This is a genomic window from Eximiradius proteiniborus (assembly GCF_058546985.1).
Window position 1 is genome coordinate 1,698,142 of record NZ_CM178592.1, and the last position, 25,292, is coordinate 1,723,433.

Here is a 25,292-nt window from a genome sequence, read left to right on the forward strand (position 1 = left end):
ATTTTAATCCTATCTTCCTGATTTATTTTTCGGCAATTTTCTGAAAAACTTTAATCCTTCAATGTTTTTCAGATTTGCATTTTCTTTTCAATTAATTTATCGTCAGATTTTTTCTGAACTTTAGCAATTTTTTTCATTTCATCAATTTTTTTACAGCATCCATAATTTTTTCGGGGCGAAGGTGTTCCAGGCAGAAATACTCTTCGTTTACGCACTTTGGACTGAAAAAGCACTTGCATTCTTTGTCCGGCTCGACTATTTCGCCTCGTCCGTATAGTTCAAATTCGTATTTATTGAATATGTTGTTCATCAGAACAACCTTTTTCCGCAGTCCTATTGCAATATGAAGCCCCATTGTTACTGCCGTTACCACCAAATCGCACTGATTAACAAGCGAAATAAATGTATTTAAATCAAAATATCCGAAATAGCGGGCACCGCTTTCTCGGGAAATATTTGTATTTTGCTCGTGTTCTTGCTCGCCCCCCAACAGAATTGGCTCATAGCCTGCAGCTTTCAGCTCTTTGGCAAGTTCTATCCAATATTCCTGCTTCCATAGTCGAGACACCCAGCGAGCTCCACAACCGGTATTCAGCCCAATCACTCCTTTTCCGCGATTCGGAATATCCCATTGCTTATCGGTTTTTAATTCCAGCTCGTATTCTTCACCTGCAAATTCATATCCACATATTTCGAAAATTTCCTGAAGATAATTTTTTGTGTTTGCTTTGTTTACATCGTCGAATAGTCCGGTTAGATACTTATGCATAGCTCGTTGATTTGCAGGCATTGGTTTGCCTTCGACAAGTGTGAATCCATCGATATAATCTGCGTTCAGTTGCGATGCCAATGCACACGCGTGATGGTCTTTGTCAAGATTTATCACTTTGAAAAAATGAACACTTCGCAAGCTAATTACTGATTCAAGATTAAATTGCAACACTCTATCCACCGATGATGGAATCACCTCAGGCGAGTTTGTTACCCACCATAGCATACATTTAGGGAATTCCTGCTTTATGCGTTTGATAAGCGGTGTGGTTCTTATCACATCACCAATAGCACCAAGCTTTATTATTAGTATATTTTCTTTTGATGGAGAATATTCGGGACAATTTTGACAATGATAACCACTTTTTTTGTGCGGTCGGCAGGGAATATCACCGCGAAAATACCTACAATCTTCTTTGAATAGCACTTTTATCACCTATAATGAGTATTTCAACAAAAGCATAAAATTGAGAACAGGAACAATTTGCTCTTTCTTTTCATAATATTGAAGCGGGGTAAGCAATTCCCCGCGTTTACTGTCTCTTGGGAATAGATTCAAAACACCTACTCCAATTGATGCATCAATTTTAAGTTTAGATTTAAGTTGCCCTTCTATTCCGAGTCGGGCAAAGCTGCCAATGCGGAATGCACCGGATTTTCTATTAACAACGTAGGAAGTATCACGTTTTTGATCGTTACGCCAGCTGTCGCGATAGGTGAGCTCTGAACGAGTGATAATATTGCCGCGGAGGTCTGCCCCGGCATATATATCTGTTTTTGCCCAATCTAAATGCGTAAGCACATAATAGAACCCGGAACCAACCGATAAATTATGCACCTCGTGCCAGTAAAATATTGTAAGCAAGCCACTCACAGGATAACGTTCTCCTGATGAATATATAGTAAAATCAATATCGACAGGAACACGTATTCTTTCGCCCTTATACATTGTAAGACGTGCCGCAAAGCCCGGTTGAACGGCATCAAAGCTGCCGCCATAAACAAATTTCTTTGTAGTATCATTCTGAATAATCGGCAATTTGGCTGGATTGTCGCCCAAAATAGAAAATGTTGATATTCCTGCTCCAATAGAGTACGCGTCGAACATATCGGCTTTTACTGCAGAACCAATAAGAAATATCGAGAGTGCAACTAATAGTAATTTTTTCATATTAATGCTTTTTTGTGTATAAATATTATTCATAATAACAAAAAAGACGGCTCGTTTACTACAATTTTTCTTTTATCGAGTAATTTTTTGTTTTTTCGAAGTTCTGCTTTACTATCATTTCGCCAACCAGCCCGATCGAAAAGAACTGCACACCAACAATTATCAGAGCAATTCCAAAGTTTGCGAGCGGGCGGTTGCTCAAATATGTGTTCCCAAGAAACCATTCAACTGTAAGATATGCGTTAATAGCAAAGCCTATCAATGTGAAAATTGTTCCAAACAACCCAAAAAAGTGCATAGGTCGCTTCATAAATCTTGTGATAAATACAAAAGTAAGTAAATCGAGAAAACCATTTATAAACCGCGACAAACCAAATTTTGATTTTCCATATCGCCTTGCGTGATGAACCACAGGAAGCTCAGCCACCCGAAAGCCTTCCCAATGGGCAAGCGCTGGCAAATATCTATGCATTTCTCCATATACTTGCAGTGTATCAGTAACAGATTTGCGATAAAGCTTTAGCCCGCAATTGAAATCGTGCAGTTTTATTCCGCTCACAAGCGATGTAACAAAATTGAACAGTTTCGATGGGATTGTTTTAGAAATTGGGTCTTTACGGTTTTGCTTCCAGCCAGTTACAAGGTCGTAGCCTTCTTTCATTTTCTTAGCCAAATTTTTTATTTCGGCTGGGTCGTCCTGCAAATCTGCATCCATTGTAGCAACAAATTTGCCACGAGCAGACTCGAACCCAACGGCGAGTGCCGCACTTTTGCCATAGTTGCGGCGGAAGCTTATATAGCGAAAACGTTTATTTCTGCGATGTATCTGCTTTATGTAGTCGAGCGAACCGTCAGTAGAACCATCATCTACAAATATCACTTCATAGCGTCCGTGCGTTAGTTCCTGAAGCTCTTTCTCTAATTGCAATGCAAGTTCGGGAATGGATTCCTCTTCGTTGTAAAGTGGAATTACAACAGAAATTAATAATTCGCTCTTGCTGTTCTTGTGTTGGTTCTGTTGGTTCTGTTGGTTCTGCTGATTTTGCTGATTTTGATGTCGCTTTGCATTTTGTACGTCTTTTTGATTTGCTTTTTCTTTTTTCTGGTTTTCTTTTCTGTTTTCGTTATTTCTTTTTTCCATAATCTATCTGTTAATTAATAATTTATTAAAATAAAAATTATTATTTATGTCGATAATTTTAATAAAATAAACACCATTCTGTAAATTTACAAGATTAATTTTTTCGCTCGAAAGCGAATTGGTATTAAACACAATTTCTGATAATTCATTGTAAATTTCAATTTTACTGATTTTTTCGCTATTGCTTAGCGATATCCATCCATTAGACGGATTTGGATAGACTGCAAAATTTTCGTTGTCTTGCGTCACTGAGGTTGGAACTTTCGTATAAACTACATCAATATAAATCGGTATTTTCGGAAGATTTTCGTTGTTAATAACAACAGAATTTGTAGTTTTCATATCTGCAGAAAAAAGCAGATTCAATTCATCATAAATTCTTGCAGATTTGACGTAATCTGGCAATTTTCCCCACGAAATAGTTGCAACAGACGGAACGCGTTTATTTAATTCAATTTTATAACGATGATGAAATTCATTTTCGTCGGCTGGCACACTTCTAAAATCTTTATAGCTAAATAGTCCATCAATGTTTGTTGTGTCTAAGTTGAATATAGCAAAAATATCAAATGCGGGAGGCGGGAATGGTGGAATTTCGATTTCTCCGAGATGAGCATCTAACCCATCGGTAGCCGAAGAAACTGCACCAAACTCAAGCAGGCTATCGGTTGCAAAAGTATTATCAATAGTAAGCCGCACTCTCACATCAAATTCTTCCGAGATTGCCTCGGAATACATAAAAATCGCAATTATTGCAATAGTGAATATTTTTATTCTCATATCTACCTTCCTTCTTATAAACTAAAACAAATGGGCATCATTTGTTTTAGATGCCCATTTGTCGTGAAAAAGATAATTAAGAAATTATCTTACAATGTTGATTTTAGCAACTTCTGTGCGGTCGCCAGCAACGATTTTAACGATATAGTTACCAGTTGCGAAGCGGGAAGCATCAAAAGTATATGAATGATTGCCAGCGTTCAAGCTGCTGTTTAGCAATGTAGCTACTTCGTTACCGAGTGCATCGAACAACGAAATTGTAACATTTGCATTCATCGGAATTGCAAAGTTCACAGTTGCTGTCGATGAAACTGGGTTTGGACTTACCATCAGATTAGCGTCCGAAGCTGCATCAACTTTTACAAGCTTGAATGCATTGTATGTAGCGCGGTTGATAGTTACAGCATTGTTGAAGCGGTTGATTTCGCCAAATACTTCGCCAGTAACTACATCAACTACTTTGTATGCATCTTTACCGTTTTCAATTGAAACAGTAAGAGGATATTTAACGCCCTGAACGCGAACAACACCTTCGTTTTCTGTTGTCAGGTAGCTGTTGTTAGCAAAGCGAACATCGAACATTTCTGCAAGTGGTGCAGGTGGAAGTTCAAATGTATTGCCGCTGATTGCTAAATCGTTTGATAAGTATAATGTTCCGAAGTTGTTTTCGCTGTCTTTGATGTTCAATACAGCTGAATTTGCAAGAACTGACTTCTTAACAACTGAACCATCGATTGAGTTAAGTTTGAAGCCAAAACGCAAGTTCTGAGGAACATTAACTTTCAGGTAACCAGTTGTATTAACTTTAATCCAGTATCCAAGACCTGGAAGAATTTCGGATACTTCTTTATAACCTCTGTTAGTTTCGTATGCCCACACACCATATTGGCGAGTGAAGTTTACATCTGGTGCATCCTGACCAGCGCTCAAAGCATCAAATCTAATGTAGTCAATACCCAATGGAACAGAAACTGAACCAATTGTGTTCCAGCCGGTGTATAGACGAATACCGTTGAATGGAGCAACATTCTTATCAAGGTCGTAGATGAATGTGCCAGGGAATTTAGTATCAACGATTGAATCGTATTTTACAAAGTAGCCAATACCTGGTTGCAAAATACCATCCGGAGGAGTTTGATATTGGTTCTGAGTGAACAATATTGGAATATTGATTGCATTCTTATAGAAGTTCGAATAGTATGGATTTACCGGACGAACAGGCATTGATAGCAAGTTCCATCCTTTCTTAATGATAGGTTCGCCAGCTTTATTTACATAATCAACAACAGTTGGCAATGTGTATTCAATCACAAATTCTTTAACTCTTGGGTCAAGAATTGTGAATGAGAATTTACCATCGCCCAATGGAGTTGCTTCACGCATATTAACTGCCGGGAAGTAATATCCATTTTGTCTGTCGTGAATATAGAGCTGAGCACCTGGATAGAAGTCAGTAGTATCCCAGGTTAAAATAACCGGATAACCGTTGTTTGGCTCAAACTTGCAATAGAAAATGTGTGATTTGGCAGTGTAGTTGAAATCACGAATATCGCGGGAGTTCGAACGGCGTTGAGCTTCGTTTGCAGCAAAATCCCAGAAACCATTCGGATATTTTGTAGCCAATGTTGGATTTACAGGGAACCAGCGAGCATCAAATATTGCGTTGCCTTGTGGATCCTGACCCAATGGCCATTCGTATGGGCATTCGCCATAAAGTGTATCGATTTCGTCTGAAGCACGAGTGCCAGTACCGAAAATCAACAGTTTGCTTTCGCCTTTGCTGTTTGATACATTAAGTTTGATACCAGGAACAATATTTGTTTTAACAAGCGGCTCAACCGGAGTTTTGAAGAGAATAAAGTTTACTTCTAATTTAGTTGGGTTTTCGTCAATGTAAGGAGTAGTGAATGTAATATGACCAGTATAGAGCCCTTCTTTTTCATTGTCGAATGGTGATGTAGTAAGTTTCGAAGGATCGCAATCTACTAACAAGAAGATTTCACCATCAGGACCAATTGGCTGACCTTTTGGATCTTTGAAATCTTGTGAACCAAGAATTCCAAAGTCTATGTAATTGATAAAGCCTTTTCTTGTAAGCTGAGGAATTGGGTTTTTCGAAATTGAACCAACTGTTACAGTCTGGAAGTTCAACCAAGGTTGGTCTGATTCTACTACGATGTCTTGAATACGAGTTTTCGAAAGTGCGTCAGGAATTCTAACGCGAACGATTCTTTGAGCACGGCGTGGTTGAATATCAGCATTATCAACTGTAAGTGGAGTGTATATTTTCCAGTAGCCGCTGCCCATCTTCATTACAGAGTCGCTGGATGTTGGGCTTGTGCTTTGAACAACACCAGGACCTGGCATAAAGCGGAATTCAGGAATTTTTTCGAAAATAGTAACCCAAATTGAACCTGGGATATATCTTTCAGGATATGTTTGCCAATCGATAACAGCAGCTGGAAGGTTATCGTTGCGCATACCTGTCAAGCCAGTAATAGGCAATTGGTTTGTAGTAGTTCCTTCTTCGTTTGTGAAAGCAAGCGAAGTCGGAGTGCATGGGAAGTTGTTTACTGTGAATACGTGTTCACGAATGTTGATACCATTGTATTTAATAACGTCTGCGTTAATGTAGATTGGAGTGTTTACCGGCAGGTTAGGATTTTCTTTGTCCACCAACACTTCAAACACTACATAAAGCAATACTTGATATCTACGATTTTCTACAGTGTTTGCTGGAAGTGGTGTCGTAGAAGCACCAACGATTTTGAATTTTCTACCAACAGATGGAATTGGGTCTGTTCCTTTTCTTGTTGGGAAAAGATTTTTTGTATAGTTGGTATCAGGCAATACAAATGTTTGGAAATTAAAGTTTTTAGCAAGAGGTTCTACATAAGGTAAGAACCTGTTGTCGTTTCTTGCCTGAGCTTCCTGAGCAGTTACAGGATGATGAGTTTGAATACCTACTGCTCTGAAAGCATTACCATTATACGAAATTGAAAACTCAAAACTTTTGATAGGAGCAAAAGTCTGGTCTGTTACTTCTATAAATACTGGCAAAAGGAATTCACGCTTCGATGTTGATGAAGGCGGAATCCAAATTCTGCCATCGGGATACCAAGCTGTATTGTAACCGCTCAAATCGCCGGTTAAATTCAGCTGTGGTATAATTACATCGCATTGAGCCTGTGCTTCAACATATGTTGTAAGTCCAAAGACTACAACCAATATGCCGAGTAGCATTCGACTTACCCTGCGAGTTAATAAGAGTTTATTCATGATACCCCCAAATTAATAAATTAATATTTTATTAGATTTTTTATAATTTTCTCTGCTTTACTATCTATTTCAACTATATAGATACCACGTGCAAATTTTTCTGCATTTATCCGTATGTTTTTTTCGTATGTATTTTCTAAATATATCATTTTACCGTTTATATCATACACTTTAACAATTTTTTCGTCTTCTTTGTCTGTTCTTACTGTTATGCAATCACAATTTCTGCTATAATACACAACCGTTTCGAGGTCTTTTTCAACTACCGTTGTTGTGTCTGGAATATCTGAAACAAGTTCCAGATTATTGATTTCATATCGGGTAATGCAATCGCAGTCTCCAACTATTGCATTATCAATTGAAATCCAGCCACTGTATTTGCCAATATCGCTATTGTTCCTTATTTCAATAATCAATGTATCATTAAGCACCTGATTATTGACCGAAATATCAATGTTTATCAAGCCGTCTTCATCCGAAATTTTGTTGATAACAATATTATCGTTCATCGGCTCAACTTTTGATATTTCGAAAGAACTGCTATTTTTCTTTAAATCCAGTTTCACATTGCTAACTTTTTTTCCGTTGCTATTTAGAATTAGCTTTGTTTCTTTTGCACCCTGTGAGTCGAAGTTTAATTGATTATCGCTAAATAACGCACTCAGTTTTCTATCTGGTTTATCTGCGATAATCGCCTTGACGGTTGCTTGCTGTGGTTCAGCGATATTCTTCTTGAATTCTTCGGTAAATGCAATGTAAGACAAACTTACTGCCGAAGAATCATCGCAATCGCCAAGCCATTCGCCTTGAATTGCAAGCAATGGCAAATCACCTTCCACAGGTTCAAGGAACGGGTTTAAATGACCAGCAGTTCCATAAATAGCGCTATCGGCTGCCGAAATTGTAAATTGCTTTATTTCAAAGAGCTCAGACAAAGTACCAAAGGTACTGACAAAATTAAATTTGATTTTCGAAGGGTCATACTTTATTTCGAAATTATACCCGAACAAAGAATCTGCCTTCGTAATCTTACCAATTGTCAAAAGAACTAATACTTCGTAATTGCTAATGTCTCCGCATACATCTATTGTCTTAACGCTTTGAAGCGTTGGTATTATCGTATTATTTTGGGCTACCAGGCTGCTGAGCATCGTTATTATCAGCAGCCCGACGCCGCAAATTCTTTTCAGCATTATCTCGAAACAACGACTTTATTTGAAACAGTGTTGCCATTACCGGTTAAGCGGTAAATATAAACGCCGTTTCCTACTTTCTTGCCAGCTTCGTCTGTCAGGTTCCAGTCGAATGAATATTGTCCAGCTTTGAGTGAACCTTTGTGCAATACTTTAACCAAATTGCCCTGAGCGTCAAAGATTGCTAATTCGTAGTTGCTGGAGTTGTCGATGCTAACAGCAATATTAGTAGTTGAGTTAGCAGGATTTGGATATGCAGACATTACAAATTCTTCGCCTGCCAATCCTTCTGCAAGTTTAATTTTAACGCTTTCGATATCGCGTTCGTTAAATCTAATATTGCTTGCGTTGATTTCTTTGTTGTTTGTAGTAACTGTAACATAAGCGAATGGTTTATTAGCAGCAAATTCACCAACGCCGCTAATTACTACATTGTTTTTGCCGTTCATTGCAATTACATTTTCTTCGTTTGTGTTTACAGCAACTACTTCGCCGTCTAATTGGAATTTTGCACCAACCGGTCCAGCGAAATTAGCATCCAAATAGACTGGAATATTATAAGTATTTTCATTTATTCTTGTCCATTCGCCGAAACGAATCGATGCAATTTCATTATTTACTTTTCCGTATTGAGGAACAGTATCCCAAATCCAAGGCAAGTAAGGAATTCTGCCAGAGATGTAAGCAATAATCAACGCAGCATCGTATTCGTCTGCTTGGAACATAATTTGTTTGAGAGAGCTGATGTCTGTAATTCTATGCATACTATCTGCATAGTTCATTGTTCTCCAAGGAATTGTTTTTCTATTGCCTAATGTATCATAATAGAAGCGTCCATTATGATTTACATCAGCGTGATAAGCAGCACGGCGGCGGATTGAATCGAGAGGAACGTTAGTAGCAATTGCTCTCATTACCAAACGTGCATCGTTAATTGTTACAAAGCGGTTTTGTGGTTTGTTGTAGTGTGGTTCGCCGGCAGCTTTCGAGAAATCAACATCACCGTCGCCCCACCATTCAGCTATGTTGAATCGTTTTTTAGCTCTGAGGAAAATCGACAAAGCATTATTTCTTGTCGGAGTCCATTCAGTAGTTTTTGATACTTCGCTAACAACTTTAATTGGGTCGTATGGTAGATATCCACCATTATACAAAGCGTTCATAAAGTCAGCTTTCTGCAAAAAGCCTTTGCCTTCGCCTTTCATACCGACGGAGCAATTGTTAGTGAAAATTCTTTCGTCGAATCCTGGCTGACCAGTTTGCCAGTAAGGAATTTGTTCTGCACGTTTACCAACTGTTCCATAGCGGAATTCGATATCGCCTTGTGCTGAATAAGGATCAGTTGATTTATAGAGAATAAGTTGGAAATCAGCAACGCTTGCTTTGAAATCCGGGAAATAGTTAATATTCAGATTTTTCCATTCGATTGTGAATTTGTCTGGTTCGCTCTTGTAGGAAATTGTAGTAGGAGCATAACCTTTAAATTTCACACTGTCCGGGCGGTAGTAGTGATCGCCCCAGAAAGGTGCAATAACGTTTACCGGATATGATGGATCATCATAGAACAAAGCGTCTGGGTTCTTTGTTCCGGCAATCAATGTTGGAGGACCTTCCAAAGTTCCGTTAATTGTAACTTTACCGAAAGTAACGAAACCATTAATGTTAATCCATACCTTTGTAAAGATTTCGCCATTGAACTCGAATGGGAATGGAAGAGGAACTTCCGCATAACCATCATCGAGGTCCAATGTATTATTTGGTGGTACTACAAAATTTTCGTAAGGTATTGCAGTTCCACCTTGGAGGAATTCAAAGGGGCGATTCACTAACTGAATGCCTTCGAATTCGCCAAAAACCTGAGCTTTCAGTTGCTTACCCGGGAATACAGTCATCATCAGAACTAAAATCCCGGTAGCAAGGAAAAATAATCTTCTCATTTTAACTCCATTATTTATTTTGTATATCTTTTTCATAAGTTAATTTCATATGGCTCCCCCTTCTTTCGTGGGGGAAGCCATACGACGACATATTATCTTACTACAACAACCGGGAAGACTGATACTGATTCACCGGCTACCAATCTTACGTTGTATGTACCGCTTGGTAAGAGCGAACCTTTCACATCAACTGCATTCCATTCTACGTTGTAGTTACCAGCATTGTATGGAGCATTGATAATTGTAGCAACTTTATTGCCGAGGTTATCGAATACTTCCATTGTAACGTTTGTAGCGTTAGCAATGCTGAAGTTAATGTTAGTAGCAGCTCTTACTGGGTTTGGTGAAACGTTATTTATACGTGATTCAGTAACATCGTTTTGTCCATCAACGCTTGTAGCCATATCATAGATAATGATGAAGGCATCGATAGCGTCGGAAAGGATAGTAATGCGAGCCAAGTCAGGGTTGCCTGTAACTGAGCTTTCAACAATTACGTTCTGGCTGTTTCTTACTGCACCTGTCTTCATATCAACTGAGAACAAGTTACCGTTTGAGTAAGCATCGCGGATGTACCAGCTTGCGCCTGTTGGGTTAACAGGATCATTCTTAGCAGGAACTGCACTCTTTGGCCAGGTAATAGTAACCGGGTAGAGGAGTGAGCCACTGCCGGTTGTTCTTTCGCCACCAGCCTGGAAGCGTCCGCGGTATACTCTTTCACCACTTTGACCAGTCAATGCTCTTGGATAGATATTGCGGTGCAAACCATTACGTGATGGAATTGACCAGCGAGCATCAAATACGTCGTTTGGTGGATATGGAGGAATTTCGAATTCGCAGAGGTCATAGTCTATTGCACCAACATCGTTTCCATCAGTTCCGTCGCCAGTAGTTGCTCCATTTTGTGCAGTACCGAATACGAGAGTTTGGTTAGCACCATTTGCGTTTTCAACTGTTACTGGTACTAAGAAGTCTGTTGGCAATGAGAGCTGTAATCTGAATTCAAGAACAGCAACTTTACCAGCTTTGTCGCGAGCTTCGATGCGGATAGTTACCTTACCGTCAGGATCGCGGTTGAGGTTAAAGTTGTTTGTCCAGATACGAATTGTTGTGTCAGCTTTGCTCAATGGTCCACGAATTGATGATGGAGTAATATTGAGCTTAGTTGGATCGCTTGGTTTAACCAAAGTTAAAGTAATTAATTCGTCAGAGTTTGTACGAGCAAGGTCTAAGTCTTTCAATGTAATATATGTTTCCCAAGGTTCGCCTTGATCGACGCACTCTACTGCTGGAACGCCTGAAAGTTCAGGTGTATGGTTCATCGGGAGAACCTTCAGGTTGAGAGTTTTAACTGCAGGCAATCCATTTTCGTCGGTAACAATAATAGTTACTTTTTCATCTTTTGGAGCGTCCTGCATACCAGGAGTTCCATAGAGCAAGCCGCTTTCTGCATTAATCTTCAACCATTTAGGTGTCTTTCTTTCAACGTAAATCTTACCAGCTTCTGGGAAGCAAGGATCTACGTAGATTGAATCTGATGGATATGTATCATAAGCAAGTTCAAATCTTAGGCGTTCGCCAGTGTTAGCATCAAATGCTTTCACTATTCTTGTGCTATCCAGCATTGATAAGTTATAATCAATACCTTCTTGCGCATCTGGCAATGCATCAGTTAGTATTTCCGGAGCATAGTTAATATATACATCAACTAATTTCTCAGTTACACCACCGTGTCCGTCGTTCGCAACTATTGCAAATACTGTATCGTTTACTAACGATGTAGTATTTTGATCGTTACGTCTCAACAGACCCAATGCAGTAGTTCTGTCGATGCTGTAATGCAACTGACCTTTCGAGAGGAAGTCAAATCCATAAGGATCTGCAACTGTTGGGTTGTCGTATTTAACCATATATTGGTTGGACATCCACAATGGGCGTAATTGTTTCATTCCGAATACTACTGTATCAGGAGTATCACCACCACGCATAGCTATGTTCATAAATCCATATGAAGTTCTGCCATAGCGGTAATCCCAATCCAATGCCCAGCTATCTTCTAATTCGTCGTCTGTGTTGAAGTCTACTTTGAAGCGTAATCTGTCAGTTAGATTTGCTTTAAGTTTGCCAGTTGCAGTCTTTCCACAAGTGTAAACTGATGGAACGTAGTCTTTCATTACGAAATCGCTTGTATTCTTATCTACTTTAACCATAGCTGAACCAAGACTTGAGCCGGGCTCTAAGAAACGTGGAGCGCTATCGACAACAAATACTTTTACAGCTTGGCGAGTTAAGTAGTTCGAAGCAAAGTCGATTGTATCTTGTTGCAAGTAACGTGCATTTTCAATATCATAGATCGAATTGCTAATATATTTCGGGAATATATTAATAAACTGATCAATTGTGTCTTGTGGCACATTCAATGCTTTCAATACATCTACGCTACGGTAGTGTGGTGGGAAGTTACGAACTTCGAGATAGAGATCTTCGCCGCCTGGCACTACGTATGGGTTAAGTGGTTGACCTTTGAACATAAAGTAGCCGCTTGCATTATCTTTTTGATAAGTAGCTGCTAATGTATCAACCAACATCCATCTCTTAATACCGGAATTGTCATCTACCAACCAGTTATAGAGCAAGTTGGAGTATTGATCTGGATAGAGCAATGAGCGAGGATCGTAGAATTTGTTGCTATCAATTGCAGTTACTGTCAAGATAGAATCACGACCACGATCGTATCCACGACCAGTGTAAGTGCCAAGAGGTGCTGGATATGATCTATCTTCTGTTACAAATATCTTGTTGATAAAGTCAGTGATAATTAATGTATCTTTCTGACCCGGATTGAATTCAGAATCAACAATCTTTCTTACTGTGTCCTGAGCTAAGCGAGCAAGATCGCCAGTGAATACCGGTGGCATTGTTGAGCGAGTTACTTTGAATACAATACCATCATTGTATGCAGCCAATACGCCTTCACGCCATAGAACTGTACGTGAAATAATGCGTACTACGTCGCCTGTATCAACTGGGAGTGCTCTGTAGCGTTCGCCAGCAAAGTAAGTAGTGTTGGAAACAGGAGTAGTTGCAACATATGTTCTGTTGTTTTCTGGCATTGATGGACGGTTGCTGAACAGATCGAATACTTTTGCTAAAGCGTTTGAATCTGCGTGGTATTTACGTCCTTGCAATGCTGCAGCATCTTCGTTGTATGCATCACGATATAATTTTTCAAGAAGAACTGGGTTTGAATATGGAGCAAATGGATACAAGCCATTCGAACCAAGGTTCAAGAGACCTTCAGCACTTCTTCTGATTGATGAATTTGGATTTCTATTTGTTGAGTCTGGTACTAATTCAACTCTTGCGCGGAAGATTTCGCGACGAGCTGCATCTTCACCAACTTGCTTGAAGTTTACGCGAATATAGTCGCCAGTTGTTTCGTTGATTACAAAGAATACTGATTCATTGAGCATTCTTGTGTCGTGGTTGTTCTTTTCAACTTCGCCATTGTTGTAATCAATCATTGTTTCGAGGAACAATGGGTAACCAATTGGATGGTAGTAGCGACCAGTTTCATCTGGTTTCCATTCGCCTTGAACTTGTGCAAGGAATGGATACTTCAAGTTGCCTTGGTCGTCGCGTGCTTCTACTGCGAATGGATCGCGCAAGTAGCGTTTTACATATTTACCATTAGATGGAGTGTTTGCAGCATCATATCTCTTAACTTTTGGAGCAATACCAACTGCAAAGTCTTCAATTGGGCTCATACGGCGTTTAGTATAGTCAGCTGTCTTAATGTCTGTTCCTTTATCATAAATATCATAGATATGACCGCTCATTAAGTATTTTTCAGCAATGCTGTTTTCGCCAACTGTGTTTTCATCTTGTCCGTTTTTGAGAACAATTGGAGTGTAGTTGTATTTTCCAATTGATTCGAATGGACCTTGAGTTCTTGGGTCTGAAGTAGTTTGGAACAAGAATGGCAGATAGTTAGCATCAGCATTTACTACATTGTACTGGTCAGCTGGGGCAATATTTACAAAGAATGTTTCCATTCTTGCAAGTTCAGGTGAATTGTGATTGTTTTCAATGTTCAAAAGAACATTAGCTTCTGTATGACCCCAGTAGTTGCCGCGCAATGTGTCTGTACCGCCAGCACCGATACCAGTAGTTCCGGCAAGAACACCTTTAGTATTTGGAGCGTCCGGCAGACGGATCATAAAGCGTGCAGTGTTGCCATAGAATGAGTTTGCAGCTTCACTGAAAAGATATGATGGCAATGGACCTTGCACTTCACCATAGATTGTTGCAGGAGCTAAATCTGATGATGCAAAGTTGCCAACTGTTGTGTTAGAAGCATCTTTCATTACCGGACCACTAATGTAGTTCTGGCTCAAGCCAATTGTATTGCGTTCGTCTGTCTTGTTGCCAGTTACAAGTGAGCGGTTAAAGATAAGTTTAAGATCGAAGTTATCTGAATATATTGCAGAACCAGTAAATGCAACGTTGTTTTGAATTCTAACGCGGTTGAACAATACTGTATCAATGCGGTTAGTTCTGTCGAGGCTTGCTTTATCTATTAAATAGATTGCACCACCAAGACCAACGCCGTTTTCTGGAAGGTTAGTTTCTTTGTGCCAACGTTTAACATCGATAAGAGCCATATCAGCAGGTGTTACTTGCGACCAGGTTGCACCAGCGTCTTTTGTTGCAAGCAACAATCCAACGTTACCTGATACGAAACCTTCGTTGTTATTTACAAAGTATACGCTATTGAGTGTATTTGTAGTTCCGGATGAGAGAGCAGCCCAGTTGTTACCACCGTCTGTTGTTTTAACGATAGTACCACTTGAACCAACTGCATAACCAATACTTTGACCATAGAAGAATATTGATCTAAGTTCTTGGTCTGTTCCGCTATTTACGAAGTCCCAAGTATTGCCACCGTCAGTTGTTTTAATCATAACACCAGCTTTGCCAGCAGCAAAACCAATTGAAGTGCTTCTGAACATAATATAGTTCAAGTCTGAAGTAAGACCTGGCATAATCTGGACATCCCAGTTATCGCCGCCGTTAGTTGTGTAGAGGATTAAGCCTCTGTCGCCAACTGCATAGCCTTTGTTTACGCCAACCCAGGCAACTGATTGAAGGTTGCGGGTAGCAGGACGTGTAACTGTCCAGCTTGCGCCAGCATCTATAGTCTTCAAAATATAACCTTCGTCAGCAACTGCATAACCTACTTGTGTGCCAACGAACAATATATCATTAATCTTAGGATCGTTTGTGATTGATGGAACACTTAGTTTTGTCCAAGTTTGTCCTTTGTTTGTTGTCTTCAAGATTGTTGTGTAAGCACCAACTGCGTAGCCAATATCATCAGTTGTGAAGTAAATATCTTTCAAATCAACGTTAGTGTTGGATGGCATAAAGTCCCATTTAGCACCGCCGTTGCTGAATTTAACGATCATACCGTTGTTGCCAACTGCATAACCTTCTTTATTATCGAGCCAGTAGATAGCGTTAATGTGGTCACTTGGAAGAGGAGTGCCTTTTCCAATTTGAGTTGTTCCGCTTCCCATTTGTGTGTCGATTACACTATCATCAAGAATGATTGTGTTGTCGAGGAAGCGAGTAAGCATACGAACGTCAGCAACAATTGGTCCATTTGAGAAAGTAAATGGATCATTTACTGATTTGTAACCAATAGCAAAGCCATCTTTGGCATCATACATATCGTATTGAACTATATCGAGGTCAGTTACGAAAATCTTATGTATTGTAGTAATTGGGTTTGCAAGTGCAATTGCACCACCATTACCATTATATACTTTATTATTGATAAAGAGTGAACCTTTTACTAAGTTCAAGTCGCCGTTGAGCGAATAAATAGCACCACCACCACGGATGTCTGGTTTATTAACGTCTGCAACGCCTTCACCTACAACGTTTCCGTCGAAGTTAGCGCGAACAACCTGGATTAAGCGTTTGAATGGATCCATTCCAACATTATTTGGAATGTTGAATGCAAGAGCGCCACCATAGTATCCGGCTTTATTGTTCTGGAAGATAACCGGATATTTGCCGCCGTAGTATTGCAATGTACCATTAACGCCACCGGCACCAGTGATGATTGTATTTCTCTTAGAATAAATTGCACCACCAAATGATGAAGCAACGTTGTTTACAAATTTAATATCAAAACCGTAATCGCGTGTGTTCCATGTGTTGTCGTGACCACCGATTACAGGAGAAACTAAATTATAAACATTGCCATCAACATAAATTGCACCACCAGCACCAGCTTGGTTGTTTACAAAGTATGTTTGATTAGCAATTGTCAATTCAGCATCAACATCTGATCTTACTTTGATTGCTTCACGCTGACCGCCGCGAATTTGGATGCGGTTCAATGTGTTTTCAGCAAATATAGCACCACCCATCGAGAAGAATCCGTTGCCAGATTCAGCATTGTTTGCACTTACAAGGAATGGAGCTTTAGTTTGGTTGTTTTCGAATTTACCGCTGAAAATAATGCTTGTGTTAGCACCAACATAAATTGCACCACCACGAGCACCGAATGAACTCGTATGCTCCTGATAGTTCAATGCTTCGTTGTTAGTTACTTCCAAAGCGTCGTTATAACCAGGATCTAATTCAACAACATTTCCGTTGATGAGCAATTTATCATTCAAACCTAAAGCAATTTCCATACGGCGATTTTCATCTGCATCATTGCCAGCAATGTAGAGAGCACCACCGAATGCTTTGTTGCCATAAGCGAACGGATAATCTGCTGCTACGTCAGTAAGCTCACCTATTACAGGAACAGGAGGAACTGTATTTGTAAATTTTTGTCCAACTTTTGCAAGAATTACTTTGTTTCTGTCGAATTTAATATTACGTACACGACCTAAGTAAACTGCTATACGAGCATCGTCCCAAGCCATACGTTCACGGTCGAGAAGTGGTTCAGCAGCTGGATCGTCAATATTATCAATTAATGGAATTTTATATGTTGAATTGATTTCAGAAAGATTTCCATCGCGGTCAGTAATTTGTGGGTTTTTGCCAGCCGGATAGTAAGCAGTTGGAGTGTTATAAACCGGGTAGCCTTCCGGAGCTTGCAAGATTTGCAAAGCACCGCCACGAACGCGAGCTGTATTATCTTTGAATGTTACGTTGATAAGCCAGGTTCTTGAAGAGAAAGTAGTCAAAGCACCGCCAGCACCATTTGCCAAATTCTTAATTCTGTTCATCAATGCGTTGTATTCAAATGAGTTCAAACCTGGAAGGTCGCTTTGAGCATAGTATGGATGACGGTCAACAGTTGTATCTTTTTTGAAGTTTTCAAATACTACATTGCGGAAGAAAGCAGCGCGAGCGCCCGGAAGCACTACGATATGTCCCCATTCACGCGAGAAATTGTTCACTGGCTGACCAATGAAACGAATTCTTGACTGAGTAAATGGAACATCAGCACCACCGAATCTCTTCCAAGGTGATGTTTTAAGGTTTGGATCGCTTTCTGGATTTAAGTATAAGCGAGCTGCCTGGAATGCGATTGCATATTCAAAAGGAACAATCACATAACGTGGGTCTGTAGGCAAATTGTTAGGATCTAAGTTTACAAGCTTGCGAGCAAGAGTATCCAATACAACGTTGAAAATATGGTTGTATTTGCTTGGATTAACAGTTGCATCACGTCTTGTATTATACGATAATGTTCTTTTTACACCATCATCGTATAAGAAATAACGCATATCAGCATAACCAAAGCCACCTAAGTTAGCTGGATATGCAGATACTGGATCAGGAACTGCGGTTTGATCGTAAGTAATACGAGCGAAACCGTCAGCAATGATACGACCGCCAGTTGAGTCGATTAAGCAGCCGTTGTCAAAGAATTTTACTGTTGTCCCGGGTTCGATAATAAGAGTACCGCCGACAACAAGCTTTTTGTTGATTACGTAAATTGAGTCTCTTTGGAACACTCTTACTTCTCCGGGAGCGATGCTGCCGGAAGCGTAAGCAGTTGGCAACTGTGCATACCCTTCAACGCCAAGGAATATGCATAGTAACGCTGCCAAGAAACTCATACGAAAAAATCGTTGCATGTTACCTCCAAAATGTGAAAATTTTGTTATAAAATCTATGTTACTTAGAAAATCTATAGTCATTTTGCATTATATAAATTATTATTATACATAAATCGCTTTTACTCAATAATCGTGCCAAGTCGTGCCAATTCAATTTTTGCAGCATTTGCAAACTCAGCATAATCTCGATTTTTTGCAATCATCGTAAGATGTTCTATTGCGCGGTCTTTTTCTCCCATTCGTGCGTAGCAAATTCCGGCAAACAGCAGATAGCGCCCCTTCGATGTTGGGTCTATTGCTAATTCTGATGCTTTTTCGTAGTTTTCTGCTGCTCCGCTTAAATTATTGTTCTTTTCGCTGCAAACAGCAAGTCCGGCATAACCGCCCTTTGCAACTTCGTCTGATTTTGCTTTTGTGGCAATTTCAAAGTATTTGCGTGCTTCAGAAACTTTGTCCAATGCAAGATATGCCTCGCCGGCAAGCAACGCAGCAATTGCCCCGGACGGAGTTGATGAATACTCTTCAACAATTTTCACAAGTCCTAATACTTTCTCGCCTCGCACTGTGGGAACCGAATCGCCTCCAAACAATGCGCGAGCGTATTCTTCCTTGTCGAAATATGGTCTGATTCTCGAAAGCGCCAGAGCTGCTTCTTCTTTATTCTTATTGCTTGTATATGTAAAATAATATGCAACAGCGACTATTGCCACTACTGCAACAGCTGCTATTGCTATTAATTTACCATACTTTTGAATAAAACTTACCTCGCCGCCTTCTTCCTGAACCTGATTTTCAAGTTCGTCGTCTAAACTTTGTTCGTTTTTGTTGTTAATCTTGTCGCTCATAAATCCTTAAATTTATTAATGATACTAATTTTTTTCGCACGCCCGAAGGGACTCGAACCCTTAGCCTTTGGAACCGGAATCCAACACTCTATCCAATTGAGCTACGGGCGCTCAACAAAGTGAAACTATTCGACCCTTTGGCATACAAATATATTATTATTGAATTTTTCTACCAAGTTTTTATAATTCTTTTTATCTCTAATTTCAAATTTTCTAAAAATTTTTCCACAAATTATTGACTAATTTTTTAACACTGTCAGATTTTTTACACACAAATCTGACACTATTATAACGAAAAGAAAAGGGAGCTATATTTTGCTATAACTCCCTTTTCTGTATCATTAATCTACACTATTTCACTACTTTTAGTGTTGTTGTAGTTGAATGATTGCCAACACTCACAACAACAGTGAAGCTACCAGCAGTCAAACTTCTGAGGTCTAATTTCAACTGATTTTCACCAGCAGAAATAGCGTTGAACGATTCAGCAAATACTTTGCTTCCGGCAATATTGTAGATTTCTACTATTGCCGAGCCTTCCGATGGTGAATAGAACGAAACGTAAGCGTAATCTTTTGCTGGATTTGGTGAAATTGCGGATACTTCAAAAGCACCTTCGCCATCAATTGTAACAACTCTTGTGTTGCTGTATGAGAATTCACCGTTTTGGTCGATCATCTTTAATCTATATGCGTATGATTTGCCAGCAGAAACGCTTCTGTCGATAACTGGTCCATATTCTGTTGCAACTGCTGAATTGCCTTTTGCTTTAACTTCATCAATTTTCGAGAATGCACCGATACCTAACTCACTAACTTTTGCTTTTTCGATGTCAAATCTGGATGAATTAACTTCTGAAGCAGTTACCCAGTTAAGTTCAACGCGTCTGCCGACAGCATTTGCATCGAATGAGAACAGTTCGATTGGAATAATTGTTCCGCCGTTGTTCTGAACAAAGTCCATCGAAGCACGAATGAGAGCATCAGCCGTCGGGAAGTGTCTCCAGTCGAGCCCGAAGTAAATCACGTTTGTGAATAAGGACGAAGTTGCAACGCACATAAGTTTCTGGTCAAACATTACATCGACCGGGTCTATGTAATACATACCAACACGTGCCACACCAATACCGCTTTCTGTCATATTCACAACATCACCAACAGGATTCGGGTCGCCAAGGAAGCCAGTCGGAACTGCTACAAAATCAATATTGCGAGCTATTGCGAAACCACGAACAACAGACAATGTGTCGAATGGACGTGTTTCTTTTGGAGTTGCTCTCAATACTTTTTCTGTGAAGTATGTACCATCAAGGTATTGAGGAATACCATTCTGGCGGACAACTTCCTGACTTGCAATGATAAAGTTGCTCTTATCGTTGAGTTTTCCTTTGTTCAGGAATTTCAAAATATCGCCAATTGTATATGTTGAATACATTTTATCGTGAGCATCACCAAAGAAGAGCGAACGATACATTGTGTAGTTCACTGAACGTTCTTCCCAACCGCGACGGTCGAAAATATCAAAGTCGTGGTCTGCTTCGCCCTTCATCTGGAACCAGCCGATTCTCTGGAATGCAGCAATCAAGGTATCTGCATTCAAACGACCTGCGATTTGATCCATCTGAACAGGTGTCGGGTCCGAAACTGTATCAATCTGAACAAAGCTGTTTTCTACTGAAAGAAGCAGATCGAGCTTAGCACGTTTCAGATAGAAGCGAACGATTTTGTCTTCCAATACATTGTTTGATGTCATTTCATCAGCCTGAGCAAGGCTTATTCTGATTCTGTAGCGAGGAGTAACGTTTGGCAACATTGTTGTGAAATGTTGAGGAGGATTATATCCAACAACTTGCGAGTATGTAAGCGGAATAAAGTCGTCGTTATCCTTGCCATCGCCTAAGCCGAATGTAACAACTGCATCATCTGTCGGACTAATCTGAGCAGTTACAATTTTTGGAGCAACTGCCGGAATAACGAAGTTGCCTAATGTATCTTCACGGAAGATTTCAACTTTGAATCGGGCAGCAGCCTGAAGCATATTACCATTGTTGCGAACAATTGCTTTTACTTCAACCGGTGCCTGAGTCATTATATATTCAGCATCGTTAAAGAGTGAAGCTGAACGTAGATCTTGGTAAGCGCCAGGAGCAATAATCGAGTGGATTTCAATATCGTTATTCAGCAATCTGCCATTGAATTCGCAAGCTCCAATGTCGTAACGCTGGTTTGAAAATCCACGCAAGTTGCCATCAATATCATAACTTAATATATCATATCTTGCACCACGATTGTTAATCTTGGAGTTAATAGGAGTTGGGTTTGTTTTAACTCTGAGATTGCCGGGATTAGAGCCAACTATTTCGTGGTCTTGCAGGAAGTTGTAGTCCACAGAATAAATATCGCAGCCAGTCCAGTATCTCCATTGGTTCAATGTTTTGAATTCACCAGTGAATCCAAGAGTAAGCAAATTGCGTTCTACATCAACTTCAATATAGCGGTAGTAGTCGATTCCTTCGGCAAGCCAGAATGCATTGCGTTCAATTTTAGTTCCGTCTTCTTTTGGTTTTTCATTGTAATAGAATACAGCTGCTTTTGTAGCAACTGAGCTTGCAATATTATTGTCCAAAATCGAAATTGCGTTGTTGCCCATAATTAAATCTTTGTTCTGCATCACAGCAATACCAGCTATGTTACCAGTGTTTTCAAACTCATCGTTTGGAATAATAATAGTATTATTGACAATCTTGTCTTCACGTGTAAAGAAGCCAGGTTTTGCCGGTGCCAAAATTCTATCGTTGAAGTTGGGCACATTCAGATCGCGGGCAGTTGCCATATAAATACCAGCAATGTGAGCATCAGCATTATTAACTTTCAGGTCGTAGAGCATATTATTGACAACGACAAATTTTTCTTTGTCTTTCGGGAAGAATTGAGTGCGGCTAACACCTTCTTGCAATGTGTAAGACGCTTGTTCGATTTTCACACCAAAAGTAATAAACGATGATTTAATATCGCTGATTTCGTTACCGTCAATTCTGATATTGTTATTGTAGTAACCCAAAAATCCTGCTTTGTCTTCGCCACCTACAATAACACCAGCTGCATCGCTTGTAGTAGCATTAATATTATATATACGGTTCTGAGCTATCAATGTATTTTCTTCGTAACCTACAAAAATACCAGCACGCCCTACATTATAAATTTTGTTCTTGATAAACTTATTATTATTATTGAAGTACTTAGTAATTGTTACTTCTGGTCCCCTGATTTTATCCAAAACACCTAAGCCAAGAGAAACGATACCGTATCCGAATTTTGTTATTTCGTTGTTTTCGATAACTATATTATTAATGTTAACAGTATCCAGGTTGTAATAGTTGCTTTGAGTGCTTGCAAAGAACGGAGGAGTGTTTCTCAACACAAAGCCAGCGGAATATGTGCCGGCAGTGCGAACATTTTCTTCGAATGTATATAAACTGCGGTCTGCAACAAATTCAAATTTAACGTTTGGCAAGCTCGATGCATACGATGTTGTTGTGCTTTCTCCATCAACGATACAGTTCTTAACTGTAATATTACGGGAACCATTGCCAAAATAGAACGGAGCACGGAACATTACCGATGGAGGAGTGTGCATTTTGAAAACTAAAGATTTTTGAGGACCACCGTCGAATACTATATAGCCATCGCTTGTTGCATAGTCGTTTTTATGTTCGTTCAATACAGAGTTTATCGGAGCAAAAGCCGAAGTCTGATTATGGTTCTGTCCGAACAAAATGCCGATACCCGAAGCACTATATAGATTAACTACAACGCTTGCACGATTTGCCATTTTCTGTTGCGAAGGACGAATGATAATTTTAGCGTTTTCGGAAGCACCAATAATCTTTGTTCTCAAATCAAGTGCCGGATATTGTAAATCAATACTACCTAATTCATACACGTCATCTTCCAATTCCAGAACTACTTCGCTTGTAACACCTTTCTTGTAAATTTCATCGAATGCTTGGGCAAGACTTGTGAAATTATTGCTACCAGAGCAAGTCGAGCATACTTTATAAGTTCCTGCTAAGCCGGATTTCACAACAAATGTAGTTGTATATGTGTTATCAACCGGATTGCCCTCAGATGGGTGGTCTATCATTATTGTTGCTGTATATGTTCCGGCAGCAGTAGGAACAAATTCATTCGGGAAACGAACAATTTTATATGGTGGGAATGTAGATGGAATAATATCAATATCAGTCTGATCCTGGAAAACTACCTGACCTTGTGAGTTTGTAATAGTAACAGTTGCTAATGCTCCGAAAATATCTTCGAAACCATTGTTCTGCACTCTAACGACTACAGGTTGAGGACGCATTTTGTAGTTATCGTCGACAGTTGGTGAATACAGTGTGTCCGGCTTTGCATCAACTCCATAAGTTACTTTGAAAATATGCGGAGTTCCACCTGTTGAAGGGAAGAAGTCATTCGATGGATTCAAATCCTGTGAGTTCAGCAAATACACTCTTACACGAACTTCATATTCGCCAACTTCAGTTGGAGCAAAGTTCTGGAAGTATATAGTTGTATTAGTTCCCGGTTGAAGTGGAGCAGTTTTGTTTACCCAAAGAACGTTTGGTGGTTGGTAAACCAACACACTGTCTTTATAGATACGGCATTCAACACGGAACGAATCCACCGGGTTAATACCGGCATTCTGAACAGTTATCCCAAGTGGAATAGTTGTTCCTGAAAGCGGATATTTTGCAAATTCTTTTTTCAATGGGAATGGAATACCAACAGCCACTAAGTCCCAAGGGAGAGCGATATAGAATTTTTGCTGGAAATCTTGTGTCAAATCAGGTCTGCCTTCAACCTCAAATCGTGAGTAGATAGTATATTCACCGCTTGAAATACCAGGGTTCGATAAATCAAGCTGACCTGTAGGACCTTCCAACGGATCTATGTTAGCAGCAATACCTTTTGCGTGAGTGAAACGGTAACGAACAGGGTTTGGATCGCCAACAATAGTTAATGGAATTCTTGTAACGTTCAAATCACCTTCTGCTGTTGCTATATATATTGTATCCGGATTTGGACTTGTCGATGGACCAACAATTGCATAGCTTACATAAACAGTCGGTTGAATAGAAGCACGTTTGATATTTACAGATGGATGATTATTGCTCTCAAAAGGAATAACCGAACCAGCAGTAAGTACAGTAGATCCCGGAGGATATACAGCAGTCATTTGAGGATTTGAGAGAATTTCTATTCTTGCATTCGGACGTGGCACTGTTCCTGCGCTTGTCCCGGCAAATGTAACAGAGCAACCATCTCCATCACCATAGCGAACGTGAGCACGACCGGAAATATTAGTTCCATAAACATTTGTAATAGCACCATAGTTTGAATTGTTATAGCAGATCTTAACTAATAAGTTTCCACCAGTATAATTAAAGTAATTATCTGCCTGGAAGTTAAACTTATTCCACCCAGCCGAAGTTACTGTATATGATGGAGTTGTATAAACAAGTTGCCAGCCCGATGCCACCGGACCTGTTATCGTCGATAAAGTCGTATTTTGCATGTATATAGAAAATCCGGCATAAGAAGCATAAGTAGGACTAATTACATTAATCGAGAATGCTCTGATTAATCCAGGATTTCCACCTGCACCAATAATTTCAGCAGCTGTATATAAATAAAAGCAAGCTGCATCAGGATTGTCATTGAATGGATAGAAACTTGTTACTGTCCCCGTCCCAATCTGAATTTCTTGAGAACGAACAGTCCCAGCAAGCACTGAAAGCACTACTGCAACAATGCTAAACCATCTTAAAAATTTTCTCATTAATAACCTCTCAAATAGTAACAAAATATATTTTTATGCTCACTAAATAATTTCAAATAGCAAGTTACATTAAAATTAACAATTTTTTAAGAAATAAATATAATGATATTATAACAAAATTATAACAAATTTATAATAAAATTGTTACAAATGAAAAATAAAAATAAAAAAACCGTTGCTCTGCAAAAAATTTTCAACAAGGGGATGACATTTTCGCTGAATTTTTCGGCGAGATACAGAG

10 protein-coding genes and 1 tRNA gene are annotated in these 25,292 nt (G+C 39.5%); all 11 read right to left on the minus strand.

Going from position 1 to position 25,292, the window contains the following annotated elements:
* Positions 1-133 precede the first annotated feature (133 nt).
* The 11 genes from ACY2LT_RS07075 to ACY2LT_RS07125 all read right to left on the minus strand — a co-directional run bounded on the left by ACY2LT_RS07075 (position 134) and on the right by ACY2LT_RS07125 (position 25,051).
* On the minus strand, positions 134-1,198 hold the full coding sequence (locus ACY2LT_RS07075; protein WP_491814795.1) for a glycosyltransferase family 9 protein: 1,065 nt from the start codon (positions 1,196-1,198) through the stop codon (positions 134-136).
* Between the two features lie 9 nt (positions 1,199-1,207).
* Positions 1,208-1,942, minus strand: a complete 735-nt coding sequence (locus ACY2LT_RS07080) for a hypothetical protein (RefSeq protein WP_491814796.1) — start codon at positions 1,940-1,942, stop codon at positions 1,208-1,210.
* A gap of 58 nt (positions 1,943-2,000) precedes the next feature.
* Complete coding sequence (locus ACY2LT_RS07085) at positions 2,001-3,083, minus strand: glycosyltransferase family 2 protein (protein ID WP_491814798.1); 1,083 nt, start codon at positions 3,081-3,083, stop codon at positions 2,001-2,003.
* A gap of 3 nt (positions 3,084-3,086) precedes the next feature.
* Positions 3,087-3,863, minus strand: a complete 777-nt coding sequence (locus tag ACY2LT_RS07090; protein ID WP_491814800.1) for a T9SS type A sorting domain-containing protein — start codon at positions 3,861-3,863, stop codon at positions 3,087-3,089.
* Positions 3,864-3,947: 84 nt separating this feature from the next.
* Complete coding sequence (locus ACY2LT_RS07095; protein ID WP_491814802.1) at positions 3,948-7,142, minus strand: T9SS type A sorting domain-containing protein; 3,195 nt, start codon at positions 7,140-7,142, stop codon at positions 3,948-3,950.
* A 20-nt stretch (positions 7,143-7,162) separates the two neighbouring features.
* The gene (locus tag ACY2LT_RS07100) at positions 7,163-8,335 is read right to left on the minus strand and encodes a T9SS type A sorting domain-containing protein (RefSeq protein ID WP_491814804.1); all 1,173 of its coding nucleotides are present in this window, start codon (positions 8,333-8,335) and stop codon (positions 7,163-7,165) included.
* Positions 8,335-10,272 (minus strand): T9SS type A sorting domain-containing protein, encoded by a 1,938-nt coding sequence (locus tag ACY2LT_RS07105; protein ID WP_491814805.1) that lies wholly within the window; start codon positions 10,270-10,272, stop codon positions 8,335-8,337. Before ACY2LT_RS07105 ends, ACY2LT_RS07100 begins: the two co-directional genes overlap by 1 nt.
* A gap of 92 nt (positions 10,273-10,364) precedes the next feature.
* A complete protein-coding gene (locus ACY2LT_RS07110) occupies positions 10,365-18,386 on the minus strand; it encodes a YCF48-related protein (protein ID WP_491814806.1) in 8,022 nt (2,673 codons plus the stop codon).
* A 101-nt stretch (positions 18,387-18,487) separates the two neighbouring features.
* A complete protein-coding gene (locus ACY2LT_RS07115) occupies positions 18,488-19,213 on the minus strand; it encodes a tetratricopeptide repeat protein (RefSeq protein WP_491814807.1) in 726 nt (241 codons plus the stop codon).
* 37 nt (positions 19,214-19,250) lie between these two features.
* Positions 19,251-19,324, minus strand: a tRNA-Arg gene (locus tag ACY2LT_RS07120).
* A 240-nt stretch (positions 19,325-19,564) separates the two neighbouring features.
* Positions 19,565-25,051 (minus strand): T9SS type A sorting domain-containing protein, encoded by a 5,487-nt coding sequence (locus tag ACY2LT_RS07125; protein ID WP_491814809.1) that lies wholly within the window; start codon positions 25,049-25,051, stop codon positions 19,565-19,567.
* Between the last annotated feature and the right edge of the window lie 241 nt (positions 25,052-25,292).

Excerpts from the sequence above, each read along its gene's own strand:
- ACY2LT_RS07080 (WP_491814796.1), bottom strand. The coding sequence starts at position 1,942 with ATGAAAAAATTACTATTAGTTGCACTCTCGATATTTCTTATTGGTTCT.
- ACY2LT_RS07085 (WP_491814798.1), bottom strand. The coding sequence starts at position 3,083 with ATGGAAAAAAGAAATAACGAAAACAGAAAAGAAAACCAGAAAAAAGAA.
- ACY2LT_RS07090 (WP_491814800.1), bottom strand. The coding sequence starts at position 3,863 with ATGAGAATAAAAATATTCACTATTGCAATAATTGCGATTTTTATGTAT.
- ACY2LT_RS07095 (WP_491814802.1), bottom strand. The coding sequence starts at position 7,142 with ATGAATAAACTCTTATTAACTCGCAGGGTAAGTCGAATGCTACTCGGC.
- ACY2LT_RS07100 (WP_491814804.1), bottom strand. The coding sequence starts at position 8,335 with ATGCTGAAAAGAATTTGCGGCGTCGGGCTGCTGATAATAACGATGCTC.
- ACY2LT_RS07105 (WP_491814805.1), bottom strand. The coding sequence starts at position 10,272 with ATGAGAAGATTATTTTTCCTTGCTACCGGGATTTTAGTTCTGATGATG.
- ACY2LT_RS07110 (WP_491814806.1), bottom strand. The coding sequence starts at position 18,386 with ATGCAACGATTTTTTCGTATGAGTTTCTTGGCAGCGTTACTATGCATA.
- ACY2LT_RS07115 (WP_491814807.1), bottom strand. The coding sequence starts at position 19,213 with ATGAGCGACAAGATTAACAACAAAAACGAACAAAGTTTAGACGACGAA.
- ACY2LT_RS07125 (WP_491814809.1), bottom strand. The coding sequence starts at position 25,051 with ATGAGAAAATTTTTAAGATGGTTTAGCATTGTTGCAGTAGTGCTTTCA.